23 protein-coding genes, 1 pseudogene and 1 riboswitch are annotated in these 25,416 nt (G+C 40.1%); of the genes and pseudogenes, 5 read left to right on the top strand and 19 right to left on the bottom strand.

All coding sequences use genetic code 11. The annotated features are described in order from the left end of the window. Positions 1-92 precede the first annotated feature (92 nt). From ACSU6B_RS11660 to ACSU6B_RS11675, 4 genes are all read right to left on the bottom strand, one after another. Positions 93-1,097 carry an ABC transporter permease gene (locus ACSU6B_RS11660; protein WP_410885347.1) on the bottom strand — a complete coding sequence of 335 codons (1,005 nt, stop codon included), beginning with the start codon at positions 1,095-1,097 and terminating at the stop codon, positions 93-95. A gap of 1 nt (position 1,098) precedes the next feature. Then, positions 1,099-2,601 carry a sugar ABC transporter ATP-binding protein gene (locus tag ACSU6B_RS11665; protein WP_410885349.1) on the bottom strand — a complete coding sequence of 501 codons (1,503 nt, stop codon included), beginning with the start codon at positions 2,599-2,601 and terminating at the stop codon, positions 1,099-1,101. Between the two features lie 69 nt (positions 2,602-2,670). Further along, positions 2,671-3,786 carry a sugar ABC transporter substrate-binding protein gene (locus ACSU6B_RS11670; RefSeq protein WP_215002863.1) on the bottom strand — a complete coding sequence of 372 codons (1,116 nt, stop codon included), beginning with the start codon at positions 3,784-3,786 and terminating at the stop codon, positions 2,671-2,673. Positions 3,787-3,915: 129 nt separating this feature from the next. Then, positions 3,916-4,023, bottom strand: a riboswitch (SAM riboswitch). A 257-nt stretch (positions 4,024-4,280) separates the two neighbouring features. Continuing rightward, positions 4,281-5,597: an MFS transporter gene (locus tag ACSU6B_RS11675; RefSeq protein WP_369445799.1), complete on the bottom strand. Its 1,317-nt coding sequence runs from the start codon at positions 5,595-5,597 to the stop codon at positions 4,281-4,283. Between the two features lie 447 nt (positions 5,598-6,044). Between ACSU6B_RS11675 and ttdA the strand changes: the two genes are divergently transcribed. The 3 genes from ttdA (at position 6,045) to ACSU6B_RS11690 (ending at position 8,440) form a co-directional block, all read left to right on the top strand. Then, positions 6,045-6,956, top strand: a complete 912-nt coding sequence (gene ttdA, locus ACSU6B_RS11680; RefSeq protein WP_410885352.1) for a L(+)-tartrate dehydratase subunit alpha — start codon at positions 6,045-6,047, stop codon at positions 6,954-6,956. Continuing rightward, positions 6,953-7,564, top strand: coding sequence for a L(+)-tartrate dehydratase subunit beta (gene ttdB / locus ACSU6B_RS11685; RefSeq protein ID WP_410885354.1), 612 nt, complete (start codon positions 6,953-6,955; stop codon positions 7,562-7,564). The genes ttdA and ttdB overlap by 4 nt, the downstream gene beginning before the upstream one ends. Positions 7,565-7,642: 78 nt before the next feature. After that, entirely contained in the window at positions 7,643-8,440 is a 798-nt protein-coding gene (locus ACSU6B_RS11690; RefSeq protein ID WP_410885443.1) for a fumarylacetoacetate hydrolase family protein, read from the top strand. A 114-nt stretch (positions 8,441-8,554) separates the two neighbouring features. On the opposite strand, the gene ACSU6B_RS11695 is transcribed toward ACSU6B_RS11690, so the two are convergent. Beyond that, positions 8,555-9,199, bottom strand: a complete 645-nt coding sequence (locus ACSU6B_RS11695; RefSeq protein ID WP_410885356.1) for a GntR family transcriptional regulator — start codon at positions 9,197-9,199, stop codon at positions 8,555-8,557. Between the two features lie 358 nt (positions 9,200-9,557). Further along, on the bottom strand, positions 9,558-10,676 hold the full coding sequence (yfkAB, locus tag ACSU6B_RS11700) for a radical SAM/CxCxxxxC motif protein YfkAB (protein WP_410885358.1): 1,119 nt from the start codon (positions 10,674-10,676) through the stop codon (positions 9,558-9,560). 216 nt (positions 10,677-10,892) lie between these two features. Between yfkAB and ACSU6B_RS11705 the strand changes: the two genes are divergently transcribed. Further along, positions 10,893-11,693, top strand: a complete 801-nt coding sequence (locus ACSU6B_RS11705; protein ID WP_410885360.1) for a formate/nitrite transporter family protein — start codon at positions 10,893-10,895, stop codon at positions 11,691-11,693. 155 nt (positions 11,694-11,848) lie between these two features. Here the strand turns inward: ACSU6B_RS11705 and recQ are convergent, their stop codons facing one another. From recQ to ACSU6B_RS11765, 12 genes and pseudogenes are all read right to left on the bottom strand, one after another. Then, on the bottom strand, positions 11,849-13,981 hold the full coding sequence (gene recQ, locus ACSU6B_RS11710) for a DNA helicase RecQ (RefSeq protein ID WP_410885445.1): 2,133 nt from the start codon (positions 13,979-13,981) through the stop codon (positions 11,849-11,851). 320 nt (positions 13,982-14,301) lie between these two features. Next, complete coding sequence (locus tag ACSU6B_RS11715) at positions 14,302-14,499, bottom strand: DUF4083 family protein (RefSeq protein ID WP_410885362.1); 198 nt, start codon at positions 14,497-14,499, stop codon at positions 14,302-14,304. A gap of 128 nt (positions 14,500-14,627) precedes the next feature. Then, positions 14,628-15,722, bottom strand: a complete 1,095-nt coding sequence (locus ACSU6B_RS11720; RefSeq protein WP_410885364.1) for a CaiB/BaiF CoA transferase family protein — start codon at positions 15,720-15,722, stop codon at positions 14,628-14,630. A gap of 15 nt (positions 15,723-15,737) precedes the next feature. Further along, complete coding sequence (locus ACSU6B_RS11725) at positions 15,738-17,312, bottom strand: fatty acid--CoA ligase (protein WP_410885366.1); 1,575 nt, start codon at positions 17,310-17,312, stop codon at positions 15,738-15,740. A gap of 180 nt (positions 17,313-17,492) precedes the next feature. After that, complete coding sequence (locus ACSU6B_RS11730) at positions 17,493-18,650, bottom strand: thiolase family protein (protein ID WP_410885368.1); 1,158 nt, start codon at positions 18,648-18,650, stop codon at positions 17,493-17,495. A 14-nt stretch (positions 18,651-18,664) separates the two neighbouring features. Continuing rightward, positions 18,665-19,810 (bottom strand): acyl-CoA dehydrogenase family protein, encoded by a 1,146-nt coding sequence (locus ACSU6B_RS11735; protein WP_410885370.1) that lies wholly within the window; start codon positions 19,808-19,810, stop codon positions 18,665-18,667. Positions 19,811-20,024: 214 nt separating this feature from the next. Further along, positions 20,025-20,432, bottom strand: coding sequence for an AMP-binding protein (locus ACSU6B_RS11740; protein ID WP_410885447.1), 408 nt, complete (start codon positions 20,430-20,432; stop codon positions 20,025-20,027). Next, positions 20,414-20,647 carry an AMP-binding protein gene (locus ACSU6B_RS11745; RefSeq protein WP_410885372.1) on the bottom strand — a complete coding sequence of 78 codons (234 nt, stop codon included), beginning with the start codon at positions 20,645-20,647 and terminating at the stop codon, positions 20,414-20,416. Before ACSU6B_RS11745 ends, ACSU6B_RS11740 begins: the two co-directional genes overlap by 19 nt. Continuing rightward, positions 20,607-20,792 carry a CBS domain-containing protein gene (locus ACSU6B_RS11750; RefSeq protein WP_410885374.1) on the bottom strand — a complete coding sequence of 62 codons (186 nt, stop codon included), beginning with the start codon at positions 20,790-20,792 and terminating at the stop codon, positions 20,607-20,609. The genes ACSU6B_RS11745 and ACSU6B_RS11750 overlap by 41 nt, the downstream gene beginning before the upstream one ends. Positions 20,793-20,921: 129 nt before the next feature. Then, positions 20,922-21,131, bottom strand: a pseudogene (locus tag ACSU6B_RS11755) (3-hydroxyacyl-CoA dehydrogenase); the annotation flags it as partial. Positions 21,132-21,271: 140 nt separating this feature from the next. Beyond that, complete coding sequence (locus tag ACSU6B_RS11760; protein WP_410885376.1) at positions 21,272-21,409, bottom strand: hypothetical protein; 138 nt, start codon at positions 21,407-21,409, stop codon at positions 21,272-21,274. Positions 21,410-21,632: 223 nt separating this feature from the next. After that, entirely contained in the window at positions 21,633-22,841 is a 1,209-nt protein-coding gene (locus tag ACSU6B_RS11765; RefSeq protein ID WP_410885378.1) for an MFS transporter, read from the bottom strand. 250 nt (positions 22,842-23,091) lie between these two features. Here ACSU6B_RS11765 and ACSU6B_RS11770 point away from each other — a divergent pair, with 250 nt between their 5' ends. Then, the gene (locus tag ACSU6B_RS11770; RefSeq protein WP_410885380.1) at positions 23,092-24,048 is read left to right on the top strand and encodes a D-2-hydroxyacid dehydrogenase; all 957 of its coding nucleotides are present in this window, start codon (positions 23,092-23,094) and stop codon (positions 24,046-24,048) included. A 70-nt stretch (positions 24,049-24,118) separates the two neighbouring features. Here ACSU6B_RS11770 and ACSU6B_RS11775 read toward each other — a convergent pair whose 3' ends face one another. Beyond that, the gene (locus ACSU6B_RS11775) at positions 24,119-25,345 is read right to left on the bottom strand and encodes an RtcB family protein (protein ID WP_410885382.1); all 1,227 of its coding nucleotides are present in this window, start codon (positions 25,343-25,345) and stop codon (positions 24,119-24,121) included. Positions 25,346-25,416: the final 71 nt, after the last annotated feature.

The raw sequence follows: 25,416 nt of genomic DNA on the forward strand, positions 1-25,416 counted from the left end.
TTCCTCAAAACTTACTTATATTTGTAGATTTTATTCTGGTTTTTCAAAAAAATAAACCTATCCGCAAAATGGATAGGTTTATCATAGTTCAATTATTTTTGTTTATAATACGTAATCGCTAATGCAAAGGCTAAAACGGTGCCTTTAACAATATCCATCGCATAATATGGGACGGACATCATCACGAGTCCGTTTTGGAGAATCCCGATCAGGACGGCTCCAACAAATGTTCCAAACGCGTTGGCCTTTCCAGCCCCAAGGACTGAAAATCCAATATAGGCGGCGGCAACTGAATCCATTAAATAGGGAGCACCAGAGTTAATTTCTGATGTCAAAACCCTTGAAGCGAGCACAATCCCGCCAATGGAGGCAAACAGAGCCGAAAGCAAATACGCTGCCACTTTATATTTATTAACTGCGATACCTGATAGTCTCGCCGCTTCTTTGTTACCACCGATCACATACATATATCGACCATGCTTTGTATAGTTCAAAAAGATATGCACGAGGATCACGGTCACAGCCATAATGATAATAATCCACGGCACTTCTCCGATTTTTGCAAAAAAAGGACTGATCAGACCCGATGCCATCGAGCCATCAGGCATAACCATGTTTTGTGAAACAGTGGCCCCTTTTGTATACGTCAATGCTGTCCCTTGAATAATAAACATCGTAGCGAGTGTCATCAGCATATCTGGAATTCTCATTTTCACAATCATGAATGAGTTTAATGCACCTACTACTAATGATGCAGCAATCGCAGAAATGACCGCCACCAATGTGTTTTGTGAAAACCAAACAAACATCGAAATGACAATGGCGTTTGATAAGGAAGCGACCGATCCCACCGATAAATCAAAACCATCGACAGACAATGAAATCGTAATACCGATGGCGATAATCGTTACAATGGAGATCGAACGTAAGATATTGATGATATTACTGCCCTGAATAAAAGTAGGATTAGCCACTGAAAAAATAATAATAAGTGCAAGAATCGTAATAATCGTCCCATATTTATATAAAAAGCGAAATAACTCAAAGACTTTTTTTGCCGGGGCTTCCTGATTCTTTGCTGCAATATTTGCCTCCATTTTACCTGCCCCCTGTTGAATAAAATAATAGTTCTTCTTCGTTCGTTTCTCTCGTTTCAATTTCCTTTACGGACCTGCCGTCGTATAAAACATAGACTCGATCAGTAATCCCAATAATCTCCGAAAGCTCTGAAGAAGCATAAATAATCGCTTTACCCCGGTTCGCTAGTTCAGCGATTAACTCAAAGATATCCTTCTTTGCGCCAACATCGACGCCTTTGGTTGGTTCGTCAAAAATATATACATCTGCTTCAGCTACGAGCCACTTTCCGATTGCGACCTTTTGCTGATTCCCTCCGGAAAGATTCTGTACCTTGGTATCTTCTGAAGGTGTTTTAATTCCGAGGCGATGGATCAACTGCTTTGCCGTTTCTTTTTCTTTTTTTCGATCTAAAAAGCTTAATCTCTTTGAAAATTCACCTAAATTAGCAGCTGTTAAATTGGTTTCTACTGATTCAAGAACTAGGATTCCTTCCTTCCTCCGTTCTTCTGGAACTAAAGCAATTCCCTTTTTAACCGCTTGATAGGGACTCTTTAATTTTAGTTTATTGCCATGAAGAAAGATGTCTCCCCCCGTTAATTTCTCAGAGCCAAATAACGCCTTACACAATTCTGTTTTTCCAGCACCAACAAGCCCGGCAATTCCAATGATTTCTCCTGCTTTAACATGAATATGTAAATCTTTAATCTTCCCTCTATCTGAAAGTCCTTTTACCTCAAGGACCGTGCTTCCAATAGACGTATTCTTCTCTGGGAACTGTTCCTCTAATCTTTGACCCAGCATATGCTCCACCACTTTGTTGATGGTCGTATTAGTAACTGCCTCTTTTGCAACAAGTTCACCGTTTCTCATCACAGTTACTTCATCACAGACTCCAAAAATTTCTGGCAGGCGATGGGAAATAAAGATAACACCTACATTTTGCTTTTTTAAATCACGGACAATCCGGAATAGTTCCGTCGTTTCAGTATGACTCAATGGTGCTGTCGGCTCGTCTAAAATAAGAAACTTACATTGATTTGAAACAGCCCTAGCGATTAAGATCATTTGTTTTTCCGCTAACGTTAACTCACTTACTAGCTTCTTCGTCGGAAGCATAATGTTCATACTTGATAGTATTTCATCCGCTCTTTGATGAAGGTTTTTCCATTTCATCCATTGCTTTTTCCCCATGTTATGGACTGTATCGAGGAGCATAATATTTTCGGCGACGGTTAAATACGGAATGAGAGCCGTATCTACTTCTTGATAAACGATTTGTATTCCTGCGTCCTGTGCATTTTTCGGAGAACGAATCCTCAGGTTTTTCTCATCTAAGCTTATTTCACCGGTATAGTGGTCATAAGCACCCGCGAGAACCTTCATTAACGTTGATTTCCCTGCCCCATTTGCCCCAATCAAAGCTTGAATTTCTCCCGTTTTCATCGAAAAGTCGACCTGATTCAATGCCTTCACACCAGGAAACTCTATTGAGATGTTTTTCATCTCCAATGTTGATCTCATCAAAATCATCCCCCGTAAGCAAACACTCTCTTCATCTATTGAAAAAGAGAGTGTCTAGTTGTATACCGACTATTCTTTATAATGCTTCTTTAACGTCTTTATCCACTCTTCCTCAAATGCCGTCGATTGACCCCAGCCTGGGATAATTTTTGCCAGATTAACCATGTTTACAGGCTCTTTTGCTTTGAGAAGATTTTCTTGTGAAACAAGTGAAGCATCTAAATCAAAAGTCTGTGGTGTTTCTTCACCTGCAAGCTTTTTCGCAAGTATTCTCATATCAACAGCACCGATAAGTTTCGGATCGACAGCTGCTGTGTATTTCCAAGCGCTGCCTTTTCTTTGAATTTCTTGCAGATCCGCATTGGAAACATCGATTCCATAAATCTTCACTTCTTCACGTCCCGCTTCTTTCAAAGCTCGTGCTGCACCGATTGCAAAAGCATCCCAAGTAGCAAATATGGCATCCAGTTTGCCCTTTGGATATTTATTTAACATGGCTGCAACTGCGTTTTGTGTTTGTACACTTGTATCTGCCGCAGCCACACCAAAGCGTTCCACTTCTTTAATTTCAGGATTTTTTGAAAGGACTTCTTGATAAACCTTATTACGTCTAACCATTGCAGGGAAACCGTCGACCCATAGGTAGGCAATATTTGCTTTACCCTTTGTATTCTTTACTAGTTGATCAAGGGCTAAAGTTGCTAAGGCTTCATCATCCTGTGAAGTAAGCGTTACTCCATCAAGCTTCGCAATATTTGGATTGGAGTCAAATGTAACTACACTTTTTCCTTTTTCAACTATCTTTTTTACATCATTAACAGTCGCATCATCGTCACCATGAGAGATGATAAATCCATCATAATCCTGGTCTAATGCCTGATTAATCGCATCATGGAACTTAGCTGTATCACCATTTGCGGTAAACACGTCCACTTGAAAACCTAAGGCTTCTCCCTCTTCTTTTGCACCTGCTAAGAATTGGGCAGTATGATCATCACCGCCAATTTTACGGATAACCTTGATTTTTAACGGATCACCACTTGTAAACTTTTCAGATACACCTTCAAGTGAAACCTTTTTATGAGCGCTTGCTTGTTTTTTTTCTCCCTCAGAAGCACAGCCTGTGAGTAAGAGTGTTGCTGCTAACGCTGATACGAGTGTACTTTTAAAGATATTTCTTTTCATGATTAAAGCTCCCCCTTTTAGATTCTTATCAATACTCCATTACTCCGATTGGAAAGGTTTGTTTTTATATAAAAATAAAAAACCTCTCCAGAAAAGAGAGGTTTCATCACAAATTAAGGGACTACTCCTCTCTTATCTTTCAAAACAATAAATTGTTTTGCAGGATTTAGCACCAATTCCAAACGGAACGGTTGCTGGGCGTCATCGGGCCAGTCCCTCTGCCACTCTTGATAAGAGAACGTATTATTCATTTAAAGTAATAAATTAGATTTTAGTCTCCTATTAACAAGTTGTCAATAGTGTTTTGAATATTTCTAATATAGTTATTATTCCTACGCCTCAAAGCTTTTGAATATAAGTGCTGAAAAATATGAAGCGTTACAGCTATAGAAATAAATCCTGAAATGAAGAAAGGCTAACCATTTAATATATAGGCTAGCCTTCTTTTTCAAATTTAATTTCCATGAAGCATGTACATTTTTTAGAGCTGGTTTTTACTCCATTAATTCTGCTGGTAATTCGATCCGCTCTACTTTATTCACGATAAAGATATAAGATAATGCTCCAATGATCAAGACTGCTCCAATAAAGAATAATGCAGCACTGAAGGAATGCGTAGTACTTAAAATATATCCAACTACAATAGGGATTACGATACCAGCCAAGTTACCTGATGTATTAAATATTCCACCGCTTAGTCCAATGATTTCTTTTGGAGACATATCGCCAACAAGCGTCCATGTTGCACCTGCCATCCCTTTGGCGAAAAAGGCTACCGACATGATAAGCATGATGAGTGCTGCTGATGAAGTATAGTTAGCGAGAACAATAATACTTGAAAACAAGAATCCGATTATTATTGGTGTTTTACGTGCTACACCAAGTGACTTTCCACGCTTTAACAACCAGTCGGATATATATCCACCGACAATTCCACCTAAAAAGGCACCTGCATACGGGAGTGAAGCCATAAAGCCAACCTTGAGCATGGACATATGTTTTTCTTGCACAAGGTAGGTAGGGAACCAAGTCAAGAAGAACCAAACAATGGTATTGAGGCAAAACTGTGCAATATAGATTCCAATCATTTGTCGGTTGGTCAAAAGTAGTTTTGCATGAGCCCACCTGATTTTTATCGGTTTATCCCCTGCATTCGCCAAGCCGCCACCTTCCAGAATATAGTCAATTTCAGCTTGATTTGCTTTTGGGTGTTTTTTCGGTTCGTGAATATGTTTAAACCAAAAGAATGACGCTACAATTCCGGCCAATCCAGCAACATAAAAAATCATATGCCATCCAAATTTCTGTAAAAGAAATGCGAGTATAGGGGTAAACAAAGCAAGTCCAAAATATTGGGCAGAATTATAGACCGAGACGGCCCTGCCACGTTCATTTTGAGGAAACCACATGGCAGTTAACCTGCTATTCCCGGGAAACGAAGGAGCTTCTGCTATCCCGACGATAAATCTTAAGATGAATAACATCAGAAAACCACTAGTCCATCCTTGAAAAAAGGTAAACAGTGACCATACGAACAACCCAACCCCATAAACAACACGTGCTCCAAATCGATCGAGCATCCAGCCGCCCGGGATTTGCAAAAAGGCATAGGCCCAGTTGAATGCTGAGAAAGCTATACCCAATGAAACCGCATCCAGTTGTAGCTCTTTGGACATCACAGGTGCAGCTACACTTAGTGCTGAACGGTCAATATAATTGATTGCGGTCGTAATGAATAAAATGGTCAAAATCACATAACGTGTATTGGTTTTTTTCGTAAATGCCTTTAATTCTTTCATGTTAACACTCATAAAGTTCCCCCCTATTTAAAAGATGTCCATTCAAACGTATTGTTGGTCAATATCTTAGTCGCATCTTGTTGCAAGTATAATCCAATTAGATGATTGCTATAAGAAATACATGATAAAGCTTTCATTAACCTCCTTCCATTATTGATGATGTGTGTGATTTTCAGTTGAAAACCCTTACACCAATTATCAATTAATGTATACATTGATGTCAATATCCTATTTTCAGATTATTAGTTATTTTATATAAAAAATTGTATTTTGTCATAAATTCAACAAATTTAAAGGGTTTTATCTTCCTTTATATCTTGTGTAATGGTAACTATAATATTTCCATTAAATTTTCATTGACATTAATGTATACGTTGATAAATAATAAATATAGAAGATCTTCCCACAAACACTTAACTATACGGTTGGGAAAAAAGAATAAAAAGGAGAGTTATTATTATGAGTATTGTTATGGAAAAAACGCAACAAATAACAAAGATGACTGATCTAATGGCAAAGTTTGTATCCCTTGTCAGCTATAAACTTCCTGATGATGTGGAAAATAAACTGAAAGAACTTAGTGAAGGGGAAAATAATCCTCTTGCAAAAATCATTTACAAAACTATGTTTGATAACCAAAAACTAGCTTTTGAGTTAAAGAGACCTTCATGCCAGGATACAGGTGTTCTTCAATTTTTTGTAAAGTGTGGACAGAACTTCCCATTAATTGGGCAATTGGATAGAATTCTAAGAGAAAGTGTATATAAATCAACCAAAGAAACCCCTTTGCGTCACAATTCGGTAGAGACATTCGATGAATACAATACAGGAAAGAATATCGGAAATGGTACTCCTAGTATCTTCTGGGAAATTGAAGAAGACAGTGACAAAGTGGAAATTTATACTTATATGGCAGGAGGCGGATGTACCCTTCCTGGAGTTTCAACTGTTCTTATGCCTGGTGAAGGCTATGAAGGCGTTGTAAAGTTTGTCCTTGACCGTATGACAAGTTATGGACTCAACGCATGTCCTCCTCTATTAGTAGGTGTTGGAGTCGGTACTTCTGTTGAAACAGCCGCTTTAAATTCAAAATTAGCGCTTATGAGACCTGTTGGAAGTCAAAATGAAAATGAAAACGCTGCAAAAATGGAAAAGCTTCTTGAGGATGGTATCAATGCTATTGGCCTCGGACCTCAGGGACTTAAGGGATCTAAGTCAGTCATGGGTGTAAATGTTGTGAATACAGCAAGGCATCCTTCTACTATTGGGGTTGCGGTTAATACAGGATGCTGGTCCCATAGAAGAGGGAAGATTACCTTTGACAGTAATTTAAACTATGAAATTAATACTCACGAGGGGGCAACACTATGAGTAAGAAAGTATTAACCACACCTATAAAAGATGAAGATCTTAAGGATATAAGAATAGGAGATATTATCTACCTAACTGGTACATTAGTTACTTGCAGGGATGTTGCGCACAGAAGACTCATTGAGGAAAAAATTCCATTACCTGTTGATTTAAATGGTAAAGCCATTTTCCACGCGGGTCCCATTGTTAGAGACCATGGAAATGAAGAGTACGAGATTATTTCTATAGGTCCAACAACCAGTATGAGAATGGAAAAGTTTGAAAAGGAATTTATCGAAGAAACAGGTGTTAAACTCATTGTTGGAAAAGGCGGGATGGGAAAAAACACTGAAGAAGGATGCAAGACTCATAAAGCGCTGCATCTTGTCTTTCCAGCCGGAAATGCGGTTTATGCCGCAACAAAGGTGGAGCAGATTAAGGAAGTCCATTGGAAAGACCTTGGAATGCCTGAATCTCTTTGGGTATGCGAAGTAAATGAATTTGGTCCACTCATTGTTTCCATTGACGCAGACGGAAATAACATCTTTGAAGAAAATAAAGTGGAGTTCAATAAAAAGAAGGACGAACAATTTGAATTAATTAGTAAGCAAGTACGATTCATCAAGTAAATAGTCTATAAAAGGTACCCTTGTGGATATGACAAACAAAGGCTTTTAACCTATAAATGGAGCTGGTCTGGTGTGGTAATGCAGGTACTTCAAAGATCTCAAACAATTGTTCGTTATCAAAATAATAACGATAAAATATATTACGGAATTGTTGAAAATGATGAAATTTTACAATTAACCAGTAATTTTACTGAAATTCAAAACAATGAACTAAAATTTGATGGTGTAAAAGTTAAATATAATGATGTGAAAATTTTAGAGCCCGTTTCCCCCTCAAAAGTGATCAATTTCGGCTGGACATACGCTGCACATGCCAAAGAAACTGGGGGAAAGGCAAATCTCAAAGAACCATTTTTGTTTTTAAAACCTGCTTCTTCCTTGATTCCAAATCAAGGGGAAATCATTCTTCCTTCCAGTGATTTAACCAAGCAAGTAGAAATGGAAGGGGAAGTGGCACTTGTTATTGGTAAACGCGGAAAAAATATAAAAGAAGACGAGGCATTGGATTATGTTTTTGGCTGCACTGTATTTAATGATGTGACTGCGAGAGATCTAACAAAAGCCGATCCCCAGTTTACACGCGGAAAGGGTTTTGACACTTTTGGACCATTGGGTCCGTGCATCGTGACTGGTATAGACCCAACTAATTTAAGAATAGTTACTTCTTTGAACGGCAAAGTAGTACAAGATGGTAACACTAATCAGATGTCACTATCGATTCCTTTCCTAATCAGTTGGATTTCAAAGGTTATGACACTGGAGCCAGGTGATGTTTTAGCTACTGGTTCACCTGCTGGTAGTTGTCCAATGAAATCAGGAGACGTCGTATCTGTTGAAGTAGAGAATATCGGTAAGCTAGTCAATTATGTTAAATAGAAGAATTAAAATTTATAAAAAAGGCTGTAGAGGATTTCTTGAAATCTCTTCAGCCTTTTTTATTTTTTAAAATTGTATTTTTAACTAGGGAGAGATTACCTATATTGTGACTACCTAAATGGATGATATTGACATAGTGCGTATAGCCTCTAAAATTTCATTACGAGATCTATATCGATGGGATTGTAGCATCATACGAGCTGCTTCCGGTTCACCTGTTCGCATAATAGTAACGATGGCTTTGTGATCCATTATGGAGGGTGTTGGTTTAGGTCGAAGCTTAATCGTATATAATCGGGCACGATATAGTTGATCAGTTTGACTATCCATAATCCCTCTTAGACGCGGATTTTGAGCTAAATCAACAATGGTTTGGTGAAATTGCTCATCAAGGTCCGTCCATAACAGTAGATCGCCTAATTCTAATGCTTTTTCTTGTTCATCCACCAAATAATCAAGTTGGTCTAATTCTGCAGATGTGGCACGCTTAGTAGCAAGGCTACACGCAATGCCGTCAAGCCCTTCGACAACTTCATAAATTTGTTGTAAATCATCTGCTACAATTGGTGCCACAACAAACCCACGACGAGGTATGAGTCGTACCCATCCCTCCATCTCTAAACGCACGAGCGCTTCACGGACAGGCGTTCTGCTCATACCCAAGATATCAGCCATTTCCCTTTCTAATACGGTTTGTCCGGGAGGAAGTTGAAGATCTCGTATGGCATGTCGAGTAGCTAGATAAGCACGTTGTGGCAACCGTGATTCTCCATTTTTATCTAAACTGGATAAAAATGATTGAATGCTTTGAGAAAGAGAAGATTGATCTAATTCTTTCGAATTAACATCTTCCAATTTAAGTTCATCCGGAGTATTCATTGTATAAACACACTTCCCCAAAATTTGTTATAATAACTTTTTAAAATGAATGCTGTTTTAGCTAAAATTATGATAAAAGCTTCCATTTAAAAATAATAACAGAAATACAATATTAAACTCAATTATAGAGTGATAAAGGCAATAACCTTATTTAGTATTCTCAGCATTAACACGACAATTTAGAATGGTCCAATAAGAAAAGCACTTTAAATGTGATGTCATTTAAAGTGCTTTTACTTTATAACTTAATTCTGTTTTCTTGCTTAGTAAAGTCCATTTCTTGATAATAACTGTTCTTAACTAGTATATTGGGTCCAAGGCATTTAACCGCCGGGCAATGACAGCTTAATTCTTTTGCCAAGGCTGACGACTGCCAGGTTTCATATGCATGTAACAGATTTGTAGTCTGGATATTTCCTAGGGATGGTGTATCACCGAAATCAGTAACAATAATATCTCCGTTAAAAATATTTACATTCAGTCGCGAACGTCCATCAGGGTCATTTCTGACGGTGACATTTTTACTTTTATACATGCTTTTAAGGAGAGATAAATCCTCCTGTTCACTGCTGCACGCATAAAATGGGAGCGTGCCAAACAGCATCCACACATTTTCATCTCTGACATCTAGTAAGTGATGGATCGCTTCTCTTATTTCATTAAGTGATAAGGTTTCGAGATTGCTAGCAAAATCACTTGGGTACATTGGGTGTATTTCATGTCGCTGACAAAGCATTTCATCAACAATTTGACGGTGAATTTTTTCTAAATACGGTAGTGTCCGCTTGTTTAACATCGTTTCAGCAGATACCATCACTCCTGCTTTTACCAGTTCACGGCTATTATCTATCATTCTTTTAAAATATTGTTCCCGTTGTTCATATTCCGGCTTCCGTTCCATTCTGGCAAAACCACCCTCGACAAAATCATCGACGGTCCCCCAGTTATGCGAGATATGTAAGACATCTAAAAAAGGGACGATTAATTCATAACGATCTAATTCAAGGGTTAAATTGGAATTAATCTGCGTCCGTACACCGCGCTCATGGGCATATTTTAAAATCGGTACAACATAATTTTTTACCGAGGATAAGGATAACATCGGTTCTCCACCGGTAATGCTAAGTGATCGAAGTGTCGGGATTTCTTCTAATCTTTGTATGAGCAAATCCAGAGGAAGCGCCTGCGGATCCTTTGTTTGGAGTGTATATCCTACTGCGCAATGCTCACAACGCATATTACAAAGGGTCGTCGTGGTGAATTCAATATTGGTTAATTGAGGCTTTCCATATTGCTCAATATCTAAATAGGCTTCCCATGGATCATATGAAGGGGTAATTTTTTTCAATTTTGACATAATGACTCCTTAAAATCAGTCTTCAAAAAACTTCTCTATTATAACTGAATTACAGATGTTATTGCTATTTTTAACCATTACAAAAGTTTATGTTTTAAAAAATACTATTATTCTATGCTTGTTTTATGAAAAATTTACCCACTAATACATAACCCCAGCACTTTGGATAAAAAATAAAAGGATAATATTTAATTGCGAATGGTGGTTATGACTAACATGGAAATGCAGCCTTTAGGAGAAGCTGAGAAACTCGCCCTTAAAAAGCTGAAAATCTTTCGGCAAAGCATCCTTCGTTATATTTTACGGGCGGCGCTTGCCAGTATGTTTATTGGCTTCGGGGTCATTGTAGCATTTAAAACGGGGAATTTCTTTTATGTTAAGGATAACCCTTTTGCCTATCCGATGGCGGCACTTACCTTCGGGGCTGCCATCATTTTAATCGCCTATGGCGGTGGTGATTTGTTTACTGGAAATACGTTTTATTACACCTATGCCGCACTTCGCAAGAAAATGACCTGGATAGACGTCGTAAAACTATGGATTTGCAGTTACGCGGGTAACATACTTGGGGCGGCGGTTTTTGCCTTTATTATTTTTACAACCGGACTGTATGAAAGTTCCGAGGTTAACGGCTTTTTACTTCATGTAGTCGAGATTAAAATGCAGGTCCCAATAACCGAGCTATTTTTCCGAGCAATCCTATGTAATTGGCTCGTCTGTATGGCCTTTTTTCTTCCGATGGGGTTAAATGGCGATGGACCGAAGATGTTTGCGATGATGCTGTTTGTCTTTTGTTTCTTTATTTCCGGATATGAACATAGTATCGCTAACATGTGTACGTTTGCCATTGCCTTAGTTTTAAACCATCCAGGGACGATTTCATGGGGTGGAGTGATTCACAATCTAGTGCCTGTAACGATTGGCAACCTGATTGGCGGCGCTGTTTTCATGGCGATGATGTACTATTATGCTAATAAGCCATTTTTAGATGAATATGATAAAGAACAGGGCAGCTAAGTTTACATGCTGCCCTGTTCTTTTATTAGGTGTCATATCGACAAATTCCCGGGGAAATATCAACAATATAAGAGGGCAATCGACAATAATTAAGAATATTCTAAAAATATTGATAATTGTAACATTTCTTTGATGTGGGCCATCTTTTTGCCAATCTATTTCTTTTTGCTAATAAAATAAACATAGGCTTTGATCATAAAATAGCTTACTTCCTCAGGAAGCAATTCCTTGATCGGCTTCAGTCGCTCACGGCCAGCCTCTGCCAAGGCTTTTTCTAGAAGCGGCATGTATTCAGCGGGAATATGTTTTAAAAATTCAACTTCCAAACCTTGTTGCGCACATTGAAGCAAGTGGGTTTCCACCGTACTAACCGCCAATTCCCGTTGTTCAGCAATTTCCTCGATAGAAAAATTACTTTGGTGTAGTTTTAATGTTTCCAAATGCGTATCTGTTACCCCAGCTTTTTTGGCAGGCTTCTTTGGCGGTTTCTCTACAGGTACCAACTCACTTTGATAGTCTAAATTGGCTTCGCAGAAGGTACGGATGGCTTGAATAAATTCAAGGCCATATTTTTTCAACTTCAGTTCCCCCACTCCACTAACCTGTAAAAAATCTTCCGTCGATTTTGGAAGTTTTGCACACATATCCTTTAAGGCAGCATCAGAAAAAATCACAAATGGCGGTACTTTTTCTGATTCGGCAATCTGCTTCCGCACTTCTCTTAACACTTCAAACAATGGGTCATCCTTAGCTACTTGTTTCACCTGTACAGTTTCACGGCGATGGACCTGTTCTCTACCTAAGAGAATATCTTTTCCTTTTGGTGAAACAAATAAGGTTGGAAATTGCCCTTGCTCGATCGCGATTAATTCCTGTGATATCAAGAATTCAATAAAGTCACTGACATCCTTTGAACTTCTATCCTTCATGATTCCATAGGTTGGAAGCCTGTCAAAACCCATTTCCGTTACTTTTTTATTTTTTGAACCTGTTAACACTTGAGCCGTGATCGTTTTACCAAAGCGCTGCCCCATCCGAATGACGCAGGACATCACCATTTGGGCTTCCTTCGTTACATCGATGCTTGTCCTCGTGTCCAAACAGTTGCCGCATCTGCCGCAAGGCTCTGTTTCGGTTTCACCAAAATATTTTAAGATAAATTCCTGCAGACAGTTTTCGGTATGGCAATAATCGACCATTTGCTGGAGTTTAGCTAATTCTTGTGTGATGCGGCTCCGATCACTAGATTGATCAATTAAAAAACGCTGAATTTGAACATCCTGTGAGGAATGAAGCATGATACATTCACTCTTCAGACCATCCCTGCCCGCACGGCCCGCTTCCTGATAATAACTCTCCATATTTTTGGGCTGCTGATAATGTACCACATAACGGATATTGGATTTATCTATTCCCATTCCGAAAGCAGAGGTTGCGACCATCACAGTCGCTTTATCTTCTAAGAATCGTTCCTGTTCACGATTTCGCTCTACATCCCCCATCCCCGCATGATAGCGGGCTGCCTTAATATTTGCTTTCAGTAATTTCTCATAAATTTGGTCGACATTCTTCCTTGTTGCTGCATAAATAATGCCTGCTTCTTTATCATTCTTTTTCAAATAGTCTTTAATAAACTTGTCCCGATCCTGGCCCTTGATAACCGTAAAGGACAGATTTTCCCGCTCGAATCCGGTAATAATCGTATTCTCTTCATCAATGTTCAATAAATCGCAAATATCCTCACGTACCTTTGGTGTGGCTGTAGCAGTAAGTGCTAATACAATTGGCCTTTGCGGCAGGCTATTAATTAGTTGTTGGATATGGCGATAGCTTGGCCGAAAATCATGTCCCCATTGTGATATACAGTGGGCCTCATCCACGGCTACTAATGGAATATCCATGCTGTAAAGATCTTCAAGAAATTCACGTGATTCCAAACGCTCAGGCGCTATGTACAGAAGCTTATATTTTCCTTCGGCCGCTTCCATCATTCGCCTATTTGCTTCGCCAAAACTTAACGAACTATTGATAAATGTTGCCGGAATACCGACTTGAATGAGGGCATCAACCTGGTCCTTCATTAAAGAAATCAGTGGGGAAATGACAATCGTGGTACCGGAAAGGACAAGTGCAGGAATTTGATAACAGATGGATTTCCCGCCACCCGTTGGCATAACAGTAATTGTGTTTTCACCAGATAAAACTGAACGGATTGCCTGCTCTTGGCCCGTCCTGAAGGAGCTATAACCGAAGTGGGATTCTAGTAATGGCAATGCTTTTTCAAACAACATTTTTCCTCCTTTCAATACATAGATGATCCTATTAAGTTAATGATATTCTTACTCTATTATACTGCTTGTCACTCGATTTTCAAAAAGCATTTATCAATTATAATAAGTAAACCTTTGGTAAATTGTTTCTATTCTATTAGTTAAATTTGCGACAGAAGCAGGGATGAGATGTATCGTGATCCCAAATCAGGTTATATCATTTTTAAACTTTCACGAAAAAACCATTCGTTCAGAGTCCTTTGTTGACTTTAGCTTAAAACAAATCAATTAACAAGAAAACGCTTAGGTCTTCTAAGCGTTTTCTCAAATGATTTCCTTTACTCTTCTGTCCTATTATTTTCTTTAATCGCTTGAATCAGTTCATCCAACTTCTCATTCCTTTGTTGGTCTAATTTGGTTTTTTCATTCATGAACCTTATTGTTCTTACAATGAAATAAATACTAAACACAAGAATGACTAAATACAATAAAATTGGAATCATAGCAAAGAGACCAAATAAATCAGTTCTGCCCATCACCCAAAACCTCCCCCTTAAATATGTAATTATACCATTATTATACATTAATGTTTTCATATTGTATGGTGCAAATCTATACAAAGAATAGACTGCCAAATGATCCTAGGGCAGTCTAGACTCGCCTTTTATATCAAAATATTATTCAATATCTCGTCTTTATGCTCGCTTTTTTGAGGAGGAGGGACAATAGATTCCTGCTCTAAGTCACTGTGCATTTTAACTTGATAGTCTCCCCAAGGTGATGAAAAAATGAGTTCCTTCTCTTGAAAGTATGGGCTATCGGTTAATTCCCCTATCTCAAGGACAGGTGCCATACAGCAGTCTACCTTTTGGGCGAATTCAATCCACTCAAAGAAGGTTTTGCTTTTAAAAAGTGCTGAGATTTCTTGAAAAATTGGATTGGACTCCACCGATTGGGAAAAATGCGACTGAATCCATTCTTCACGCCCATTAGCCCTGCAAAAATTATCCCAAAACTTTGGTTCGAGAGCGCCAATGCTCATGTAACGTCCATCCATCGTTTCATATAAGGCGTATGAAACAATGCTTCCATTAAGAACATTAATGCCAGTTCCCGCCCCGGTTTCTTTCTCAACCATGACATGGTTCCCCAATATTGAAACCAGTTGGTCAGTAATTGAAATAGAATGATAGCTTCCTTTTCCTGTTAACGCTTTCGAAACGAGCCCGGCCAATATCCGTTCATTAGCCGCAAAACCGCCTATATAATCGGCAAGCGTAATCGACGGATGGACAGGTTTGCCGGCCTTATCCTTGAACTGGGCCAAAACCCCGCTCAAAGCCATATAATTGATATCATGGTTCCCTAGCTTACTTAACAGACCTTTCTGTCCATAGCCTGATATAGAGCAGTAGACGATATCAGACTTTACCTTTTGAACTGCCTCATATCCCAACCCAAGTTTCTCCATTACACCTGGTCTAAAACTTTCGAGAACCACATCCGCGTTCGCAATTAATTTCCTGGCAGTGTCAATTCCCTCTTGCTCCTTCAAGTTAAGAGTGATGCTTTTTTTCTGACGGTTGTTAGCTAGAAAAACAAGCCCACTCCCCTGCTTTGAAATCCCCGTATGCCTGGCAGGATCTCCTTCAGGAGGCTCCACCTTAATAATCTCCGCACCCAATTCGGCCAATCGTAAGGTTGCGAAAGGACCTGGCAAGTAGTTCGTGAAATCAATAACTTTAACACCTTTTAACATAGTAAGGACCCTCTTTTAGGAATTTTTAGTACCTGGAGTAAAAAGCTCCTCCAGTTGTTTTCTCAAGACAAATTTCATGATTTTCCCACTGGCATTTCGAGGCAGCGCTTCACAGAAAATGTATTTCCTCGGGCGTTTGTAATTGGCAAGCTGATTGCTGTTTTTGCAGTGTATATCCAATTCTTCGTCAGTTACCTTCGGATCCTTTTTTACCACGAAGGCAGTTACAGTCTCGCCCCACCGGTCATTTGGCTGGCCAACTACTGCCACATCAAGGACACCAGGGTGGGCATGCAAAAGGTCTTCGACTTCCCTTGGATAGATATTTTCGCCGCCGCTGATAATCATGTCATCGACACGGTCATTGACATAAAGGTACCCCTCATCATCGAGATAACCTATATCTCCAGAATGGTACCAACCTTTATACAATGCTTTTTCTGTCGCTTCTACTTGGTTGAAATAGCCGGCCATCATACATGGTCCTTGAACTATAATCTCACCGGCTTCACCGACTGGTACCACATCTTCTGGATCTGAGGGACCGTCTTCTCGAGTGCGAACCACCCGAATATCATGACTCAAGGCTGCTTGCCCTGCCGATCCTGCTTTCCTCAATTGGTCAGTCTCTGATAGAAAAGTAATGGCGGGCCCCATTTCGGTCATTCCATAGGCTTGAATTAATGAGATTCCTAGGCTGTTATGGAGTGCATGAACGAGTGATGGGGCCATTGGCGCCCCACCATATAAACCAAGCTTCAGACTGGATAGATCATACTTGCTAAGGTCCTCTTGAAGGAGCATGTTCCACATGGTTGGCGCCGCAAAGAATTTCGTGATTTTTTCTAGTTCAATCAATTGGAGGATCGCCTTTGGATTGAATTGATGCAAAATGACATTACTTGCTCCTGCATGAATCCTTGGCAGGAACGCACAATGGAGTTCAGCGCAATGAAACATTGGTGCAGTTACGAGACCAACGTCTTCCGCTCTAAGTTTACATGAGGCAATACAGAATACACTTTGGTCTACCATATTGCGGTGGGTGTGCATAACTCCTTTCGGCCTTCCCGTTGTCCCACTGGTATAGATAAACGCATAAAGATCCGTTTCCTTCACGTCCGCCTGAATATCCTCCGTGGACGAAGCGCCCAGTTTTTCCTGATAGCTTGCAGCATACGCAGGTTCTCCGTCATCAATAAACCAGAAGGAGGTCTTGTCAAAACGATTGGCGATCGCTGAAATAACAGGCTCTAAAGCCTTTTCAAAAAGAACAATCTTTGGCGTGGCATCAGAAAGAATAAAGGCAACCTCCTCAGGGGTTAAGCGAAAATTAATCGGATTGAAGATGGCACCGATTTTCGCACAGGCGAAAAAAGCTGTTCCTAATTCTTCGGTATTAAACATGAAGGTGGAAACACGATCACCCTTTTGGACACCTTCTTTTATGAGGGCATTAGCGAGCCGGTTCACTTGTTCGCTCCATTCCTTATAAGTAAACCGGACATTTTTTCTGACATCGTAAATGGCTTGTTTGTTCAGATACTTTTTCACCGTCAAATCAAAGATTTTCCCGATTGTCGTCGTCATTGAATCGCCTCCATTACTGAACTTTTTATGGTCTTTCGTATGTTTTGCTAGTTTATCAGCGTATCTTGATAGTTCATCAGCGAATTCCTGTGGCCAATCAGCATATCTTGATAGTTCATTAGCGAATTCCTGTGGCCAATCAGCGAATATTGATGGTTTATCAGCGAATCTAAATAACTCTTAGTTTATTCGCTCAATAATCGTTGCGTTTGCCATGCCGTGGCCTTCGCACATGGTTTGCAATCCGTAGCGCCCGCCGGTCCGCTCAAGTTCGTGCATCATTGTAACCATTAAACGCGCACCGCTGCCGCCAAGCGGATGACCAAGCGCAATCGCTCCGCCATTTGGATTTAGTTTTGCTGGGTCTGCACCAATCTCCTTAAGCCAAGCCAGCGGAACAGAGGCGAAGGCTTCATTGACTTCAAACACATCAATATCGTCAATGGATAAGCCAGACTTTTCTAGTGCCTTTTGTGTGGCCGGAATTGGTCCTGTCAGCATCAAAGTTGGATCCGAGCCAACCACCACGCGTGTGTGAACACGGAAGCGCGGTTTTAGACCAAGCTCTTCTGCTTTTTCGCGCGACATGAGTAATAAGGCAGCTGCCCCGTCGCTTATTTGGCTGGAGTTTCCGGCATGAATCACTCCATCTTCTTTAAAGGAAGTGCGGAGACCTGCCAATGCTTCTATAGATGTTCCTTTTCTCGGACCAGAATCATCCTTGATGACAGCTGTTGTACCGTCAGGAAGCTTTACCTCGATTGGGTAAATTTCTCTTGAAAAATAACCTTCCTCCTGTGCCTTTAGTGCTTTTTGATGACTTTCAAGAGAAAATTGATCCAGCACTTCACGGGTAAAACCATAGTTTTCAGCAATCCGCTCGGCCGACAATCCTTGATGAATCATTTCGTACTTTGACCTTAAATTTGGACTAAAAGGTTCCTCAGCCCCTTTGTAGTTTGAGCCCATCGGAATACGGGACATGCTTTCAACACCGCCGGCGATCACAATGTCCATATCACCGGCAAGGATCGCTTGAGCAGCGAAATGCACAGCTTGTTGACTTGAGCCGCATTGGCGGTCAATTGTTGTCCCCGGGACTTCGATTGGGAAGCCGGCAATTAACGCAGCAACTCTTGCAATATCGCCTGCTTGCTCGCCGGCTTGGGTAACACAACCCCAAATAACGTCCTCCACAAGCGCTGGGTCGATCCCTGCTCGATTGACTAGTTCCTTTAACGTTAGGGCTGATAAGTCATCCGGACGGATATCCTTTAACACGCCATTTCTTCTTCCTACTGGTGTACGTACTCCTTCAACAATTACTACTTCACGCATAGTCATCTTCCTCTCTATAATCCTAGATTTTTCGCAATAATCGTTTTCATAATTTCGTTGGTTCCAGCGTAAATGCTAGAAACAGGAATATCACGGAATCGTCTCGCAATCTCGTATTCTTCCATATATCCGTAGCCTCCATGGAGCTGCATACACTCTGCGGCAATCTTCTTGGCGATATCGGTTAGCTTAAATTTCGCCATCGAGACCTTCGTTACTACGTTTTTCCCTTCAATATGCTCGGCAATTAACTGATCCAAAAAAGCTCTGCCCATTTCAATTTCTGTTGCCATTTCCACAATGTTAAACTGGGTGTTTTGAAACTGGCTGACTGGTTTTCCGAACGCTTCTCTGCTTTTTACATAGTCAATCGTCATTTTGAGCATGACTTCCGAGGCAGTTTGCGCCCCAATTGCGACAAGAAGCCGTTCCTGTTGGAGTTTTTCCATTAAATAAAGGAAACCATTACCCTCCTCCCCCAGTAGGTTTTCTTTCGGTACACGGCAATCTTCAAAGATTAATTCCGCTGTATCCTGGCAATGGAGACCGACTTTGTTTAACTTTCTTCCACGTGAAAAACCAGGGGCATCTCTCTCGATGACAAGGAGGCTGACACCTTTATGCTTTGGTACCGCATTTAGGTCCGTTTTAACAGCAACAACGATGAGGTCGGATTGAATCCCATTGGTAATGAATGTCTTTTGTCCATTAACAATATAGTGGTCTCCGTCCAATTTTGCTGTTGTTTTGATGTTGGCCAGGTCAGAACCTGTGCCCGGTTCTGTCATTGCAATCGCTGTGATAATTTCACCCGTAACACATTTCGGCAGCCAGCGCTGCTTTTGCTCTCCTGTCCCATAGGCGGTGATGTAAGGGATGACAATGTCATTGTGGAGGCCTATCCCAATTAAGCCTGAGCCCACTCGTTCCAACTCTTCATTAATGACGACCGCAAATCCCCAATCGACCTCACTGCCGCCATATTTTTCATCAATATCAGGACAAAGAAACCCCTGCTCTCCCATCTTCTTCCAGAAGGAACGCGGAATCATCCGGTCCTCCTCCCACTGCTCATAAAAGGGATATGCTTCTTTGTCCAAAAACTTTCTCAATGACTTGCGAAAAATTTCATGATCTTCATTTAAGTATGGGTGTTTCATTCAAAAATACCTCTCTTTCGATGTGGTAACGGTTACATTTTTAAAAGTACACGGAGTTTTTTTACGAAATTACGTTTTTTTAGACGTAAACTTGGACTTTTTTAACAAAATCACGCTTTTTTAGACGTAAGCTTGGATTTATTTTACAAATCATAGCTGCTTTTATACAATAGTTGGAATAAAACACCAACTCCACTCTATATGGTTACATTTCTCATCTTCTCATAGAAGATAAATTATAATCTGCTGCATTGGGAACTTGGAGTAGAAAGTTATACATAGCTGGAACCGCAAAAAGATGGGTAATTTTATGTTCTTGAATCGAATGGAGCGTTTTAACTGGATGAAAGTCGCGATGAATAATATGTGTAGCACCAAGTGCAACCCCAGAAATAAGGAACAAGTTTAACTGAGCAGAGTGAAACAGCGGTGGGAGGTGGAGAATTCGTTCATGCTGTCTAATCCCCATATTAATAACTACAGCAATCCCTACTTTAAAAATTTGACTATGATCAAAAAGAGCTCCCTTCGGTCGACCGGTTGTACCCGATGTGTAGAGAATTGCTAAATCATCCTGCTCGGAAACCTCAACAGCCGGCTCATTTAGATTATTGGATAAAATCTTTCATACGAATGGGATCCAGTTGTTTCTAGGTCACCAACGGTAATGACCAGCCGAGTTTCCGTGCCTTGTTTGGCAGTTGTGATTATTTGTTCAAACTCCTTGTCACACACAATTAAAGACGTATCGGATTGGTCTAAAATGTAGTGAATCTCTGATGCAGTTAGACGAAAGTTAACAGGTACGGCAACGGCCCCAATTTTGGCAGCGGCCAAAAACGCCAACTAGTTTTCTAGCAACATCCGATACAGGAAGCAGGTTCCACTTCTTTTTGTTCATTAGACTGATGGCTTCAACTAGTGTCGTATTTTCGGTAACTATACAATCGACTGACGTAATAAGCTCTTTAATTTGGAGCATTTCGTTCCCCCCTTTTATTCATATCTTTATTGTAACAAAAAAGAGGGATAATTTTGAATATTTTAACAATACTTCTGATCATTCCATACGAACAAAAAGAGAAGGCTTGTGCCTTCCCCAACTTCACCTTTATTTTGGCTGCATTCTTATTGCCCCATCAAGCCTAATTGTTTCTCCATTTAACATTGGATTTTCAATGATGCTTTGAACGAGTTGTGCGTATTCACTCGGGAATCCCAGTCATGAAGGGAACGGGACCATTTTTCCAAGCGAATCTTTCGCCTCTTGTGAAAGGGTATCAAACATCGGTGTATGGAAAAGTCCAGGAGCAATGGTCAGATTGGGATTGCGGAGAAAGTGCTTGGCAGGAATGGTGTGCATAATCTTTCACTTTTGAAAGAAAATGGTTTACGTCTCCAAAACGAACTTGGTGAAGCTGTTTTATTTTTAAAAGCAGATGTCACTATAGAGGAAGACATTCAAGAAGCAGTTAGTAAAGCTGCTGTTTGGTCAAAAATAACCGCTTTTCCTCCGTTTTGAACAATGTTACGGATGGTTGCCTCTCCAAGCCCTGAGGCACCGCCAGTAACGATCGCACGACAAGTTTGAATTTGCATAGTTCACCTCCTAATAGGATTTCCTGTAATTATCTGTTGCAAGTATTATGCCAAAAAGAAAAATTCTAGAATAATGGTCATTTTTACTATTGACCTTTAATGAATGTGTTTTAGGTATGGACATCTTTGCCAGAAAAGTGATCATTTACTGAACAGTTTAATAAAGTTGTAGATGAAATGGCTCCCAGGCTGGATTAAGACATAAAAAAGGTCTGGACCTCATTTAATATGATGTCCTGACCTTTTTCTTTTCTACCACGTCTTTTAACGACGCTCGTTTCTTTCTTTCCATTATTATAACTAAAACAATAGCTGCTATGAGAAATAGACTTGCGATACGAAAGATGGATGCCGTCCCAACAAACTGGGCGAGCACCCCAAAAATAAGACCGCTTAGCCCAATCCCCAAATCAATCGACGAAAAGATCATCCCGTTGGCCACACCTCGTCGATGTGCAGGTGTCATGAGTAAGGCCCAAGATTGCAGCGTTGGTATCAAGCAACCGAATCCGATACCGAATAATGCACCTGAAATGGCAATAAATAAGCTGGAATGTGCAAAAGAGAGTACCCATATGCCAACAAATGTAGCGAATGTACAGAACAATACAAGTCCTATTGGGCCCTTCTCATCAAACCATCTCCCTGCAAATGGTCTGCCCAATGTGGCCATCACCGCATTAAAAATATAAAATAAAAAGATCTGCTCAATGCCACGTTCTTCACCAAAAATAACAATAAATGTGACTACTGATCCGTAACCTAAATTGATGATAATCGTGATAAATGCTGGAAACCAACTTGATTTTTCAACCAGTGAACCTAGATAGGAAAACTTCAATTCTTCTTTTCTAGTATTTATCACTGCTTTAGGAGTTTGATACTTTACAGCAGTAAGTAAAATGATCGAGATAACCCCTAATATCGCTGAAAAATAAATTAGATTCGTGAAAGAAGTAATATTGTAAACAAATATTCCTACACTAGGGGCAATAATGTATGCAATTGTCATCGAAAGTCCGAAATAGCCCATCCCTTCACCGAGCCGTGAATTTGGAATCACATCAACCGCCGCTGTGCCATTTACAGTTGTTGACCAGCCCCAGGCAAGACCATGGACAAAACGGAATAATAGAAAAATCACCACAACCTGTGAAACTGGATAAAGGATCGTGACCAGTAAAAGCATAATTGCTCCTATTAAAACAAGTGCCTTTCTAGGCTTATACTCAAGCATAAAGCCGATAAACGGCCGGCTAATGACAGCGCCAACCGAAAACAATGCCGTCACTAGGCCAATCTCCAGCCCCGAAGCCCCAATGGATTTTATATATGGCGGTAGTGTGGGAATAAGCATTTGAAATGACATAAACACAAACAGATTTCCCACCATAAGCATAATAAACGACTTCGTCCACAAACGCTCTTTCAAACAATCCCCTCCCTTCACTCCAATAAAAAAGAATCTTCACAATGAAGATCCGCTTACTTATATTTACTTCGTATTTCTAAATAATAGCACAGAAAATGGAAAAAGAATATTTGGATATCAGATAGTTTTATAAAATTTGCTGGTTTCTTCGGATTAGTGTCCGACTAGTAAACAAAAACCTTATCAATTTTTTTGATTTCCGTTATCATTAAATAAAGTAAACATTGTTAAATTGGAGGAATCCCCACTTATGAAAAAAATGGTTATCACCCGTAATATTGATCAAGATTACATAACACAAATCAATGCGATGATTCCTGATTGGGAATTGATTGTAGGCAAGGATAAAAATATTTGGCAAGAGCATCTAAAGGACGCGGAAATCATCGCTGGCTGGCATAATGGGATCGAAGAATACTGCCTTTCTCCACATTCCAAGCTGAAGTGGTTCCAATCATGGAGTGCCGGTGTTGATTACCTGCCGCTTGAAGAGATGGATTCTAGAAACATTTACTTGACTAGCGCTAATGGCGTCCATGCCTATCCGATTTCTGAGACTATTTTTGCATTAATGCTTGGCTTAACACGGAAAATCCATACCTATGTTAAAAACCAACAGAAGAAAACTTGGCATCATGCCCATATGGGACAAGAAATACATGAAAAAACCATTGGCATTATCGGCGTCGGTACCATTGGGAAAGAAACAGCGAAAATCGCTAAAGCATTTGGTATGCACGTCCTTGGTGTCAGGCACTCTGGAAAGCCAGAGGACTATGTGGATGAAATGTATTCTCCAGACCAATTAGATCAGCTGCTGCCAAAATGTGATTATGTTGTGGTTACATTACCGCACACCAAGGAAACGAATCAAATGTTTGGCGCAGAACAATTTAAGCAAATGAAGACGTCCGCATTCTTTATGAATATCGGCCGCGGGGAGATTGTCGTGGAAGCTGACCTTATCCAGGCATTAAGGGAAGGAACAATCGCGGGAGCAGGACTCGATGTGTTTGAAACAGAACCGTTGAGTCCGGAAAGTCCGTTATGGGAGATGGAAAATGTAATCATCACCCCCCACACATCTGGATCAACCGATCACTATAATCAGAGGGTCATTGAAAACATCTTGATCCCTAACTTAAAAGAATATCTTTCAGGTGATATCCCATCGATCAATCTTGTTAATTTTTCAAAAGGATATTAATACAGGAGTACAGAAATTATTGAAAAAAGAAAATAGAGAGACTATTATTACAGTCTCTCTCCCAAATTTATCATTTTTTAAATCTTCCATGTGTGAACTTTTCACTTGCTTTAAAGTTATAAACCGGTTTAATGAAACCTGCAATCTCAACAGTTTCTTCTACCTTTTCTAAAATTTCATTCATTGACTTATAGGCCATTGGCGCTTCATCTAAGGTTTCTTCCGAAACAGACGTCGTCCATACGCCCTCCATTGTTTTATAAAAATCGTCCATATTGAGAGTTTTCATTGCTTTCGTGCGGCTCAATACGCGACCCGCACCATGCGGAGCAGAATAATTCCATTCATCATTCCCTTTACCGACTGCTAGAATCGACCCGTCTCTCATATTAATCGGAATAATAAGACGTTCGCCCTTTTGCGCGGAAACAGCCCCTTTTCGTAAAATCAGGTTCTCCGTGTCGATATAATTGTGTACCGTATCGAAGCGGTCCTGCTCCTCTAGTCCCATATTTTCTGTGATCGCTCTTGCAATTTCTTCGCGGTTAGCTTTTGCAAATGCTTGAGCTAACTTCATATCATGCATATAGTTATGAAAATCCTCGCCTTCTAAATACGCTAAATCATTCGGAATAACGGGATTCTTTTCTTTATAGCTTTTAATCATTGCTTCGATTTCTTTTTGACGTCCTTCCGCCTTTAATTGGTCAATGATATCAGTTAAATCCTGCTGACGAAGTTTTGAGATCGCTACTTTTTGGTAGTAGGTGGCAATCTTCGCCCCAACATAGCGGCTGCCAGTGTGGATGGTTAAATAGTGATAGCCATTGGTATCAACTGAGATTTCAATAAAATGGTTCCCTCCGCCTAATGTACCTAAGCTATAAAGGCTTCTATTTTCACTCAATATGTGATCTGCTTCAAATTCTTGAATGGCGGGAAAACTAGTATTAATAAACCTGACTGTCTCCTCTGTATGAAGCTCCTGCCCACTTGGGACATACGTACGGATCACTTGATCAAGTTTATTAAAATCAATTTCTTGATCCTGAAGTTTGACGGTTAACACGCCGCAGCCGACATCTACACCCACTAGATTGGGGACAACCTTATCCTTTAGCTGGATGGTTGTTCCAATCACACAACCTTTACCGGCGTGATAGTCTGGCATAATACTAATCTTTGTATCCTTTAAAAAAGCTTGATTACATAGCTCTTGGATTTGCTCTAGGGCTGTTTCCTGAGGATAGTTCGAAAAAACACAAGCCTCTGTTTGTGCACCCGTTACTTTAATCACTCGTTTTCCCTCCTTCAAAACAGATTACCCATAGGCTACCATTTTTTTGACATTTAGGAAACGTAATTCCC

This window comes from Neobacillus sp. C211, from assembly GCF_051842875.1.
Lineage (GTDB): Bacteria > Bacillota > Bacilli > Bacillales > Cytobacillaceae > Neobacillus.

Excerpts from the sequence above, each read along its gene's own strand:
- ACSU6B_RS11720 (WP_410885364.1), bottom strand. The coding sequence starts at position 15,722 with ATGTTAAAAGGTGTTAAAGTTATTGATTTCACGAACTACTTGCCAGGT.
- ACSU6B_RS11770 (WP_410885380.1), top strand. The coding sequence starts at position 23,092 with ATGAAAAAAATGGTTATCACCCGTAATATTGATCAAGATTACATAACA.
- ACSU6B_RS11665 (WP_410885349.1), bottom strand. The coding sequence starts at position 2,601 with ATGAGATCAACATTGGAGATGAAAAACATCTCAATAGAGTTTCCTGGT.
- yfkAB (WP_410885358.1), bottom strand. The coding sequence starts at position 10,676 with ATGTCAAAATTGAAAAAAATTACCCCTTCATATGATCCATGGGAAGCC.
- ACSU6B_RS11750 (WP_410885374.1), bottom strand. The coding sequence starts at position 20,792 with ATGCTCCAAATTAAAGAGCTTATTACGTCAGTCGATTGTATAGTTACC.
- ACSU6B_RS11670 (WP_215002863.1), bottom strand. The coding sequence starts at position 3,786 with ATGAAAAGAAATATCTTTAAAAGTACACTCGTATCAGCGTTAGCAGCA.
- ACSU6B_RS11690 (WP_410885443.1), top strand. The coding sequence starts at position 7,643 with ATGCAGGTACTTCAAAGATCTCAAACAATTGTTCGTTATCAAAATAAT.
- ttdA (WP_410885352.1), top strand. The coding sequence starts at position 6,045 with ATGAGTATTGTTATGGAAAAAACGCAACAAATAACAAAGATGACTGAT.
- ACSU6B_RS11675 (WP_369445799.1), bottom strand. The coding sequence starts at position 5,597 with ATGAGTGTTAACATGAAAGAATTAAAGGCATTTACGAAAAAAACCAAT.
- ACSU6B_RS11660 (WP_410885347.1), bottom strand. The coding sequence starts at position 1,097 with ATGGAGGCAAATATTGCAGCAAAGAATCAGGAAGCCCCGGCAAAAAAA.
- ACSU6B_RS11715 (WP_410885362.1), bottom strand. The coding sequence starts at position 14,499 with ATGGGCAGAACTGATTTATTTGGTCTCTTTGCTATGATTCCAATTTTA.
- ACSU6B_RS11760 (WP_410885376.1), bottom strand. The coding sequence starts at position 21,409 with ATGCAAATTCAAACTTGTCGTGCGATCGTTACTGGCGGTGCCTCAGGG.
- ACSU6B_RS11730 (WP_410885368.1), bottom strand. The coding sequence starts at position 18,650 with ATGCGTGAAGTAGTAATTGTTGAAGGAGTACGTACACCAGTAGGAAGA.
- ACSU6B_RS11705 (WP_410885360.1), top strand. The coding sequence starts at position 10,893 with ATGGAAATGCAGCCTTTAGGAGAAGCTGAGAAACTCGCCCTTAAAAAG.
- ttdB (WP_410885354.1), top strand. The coding sequence starts at position 6,953 with ATGAGTAAGAAAGTATTAACCACACCTATAAAAGATGAAGATCTTAAG.
- ACSU6B_RS11725 (WP_410885366.1), bottom strand. The coding sequence starts at position 17,312 with ATGACGACGACAATCGGGAAAATCTTTGATTTGACGGTGAAAAAGTAT.
- ACSU6B_RS11735 (WP_410885370.1), bottom strand. The coding sequence starts at position 19,810 with ATGAAACACCCATACTTAAATGAAGATCATGAAATTTTTCGCAAGTCA.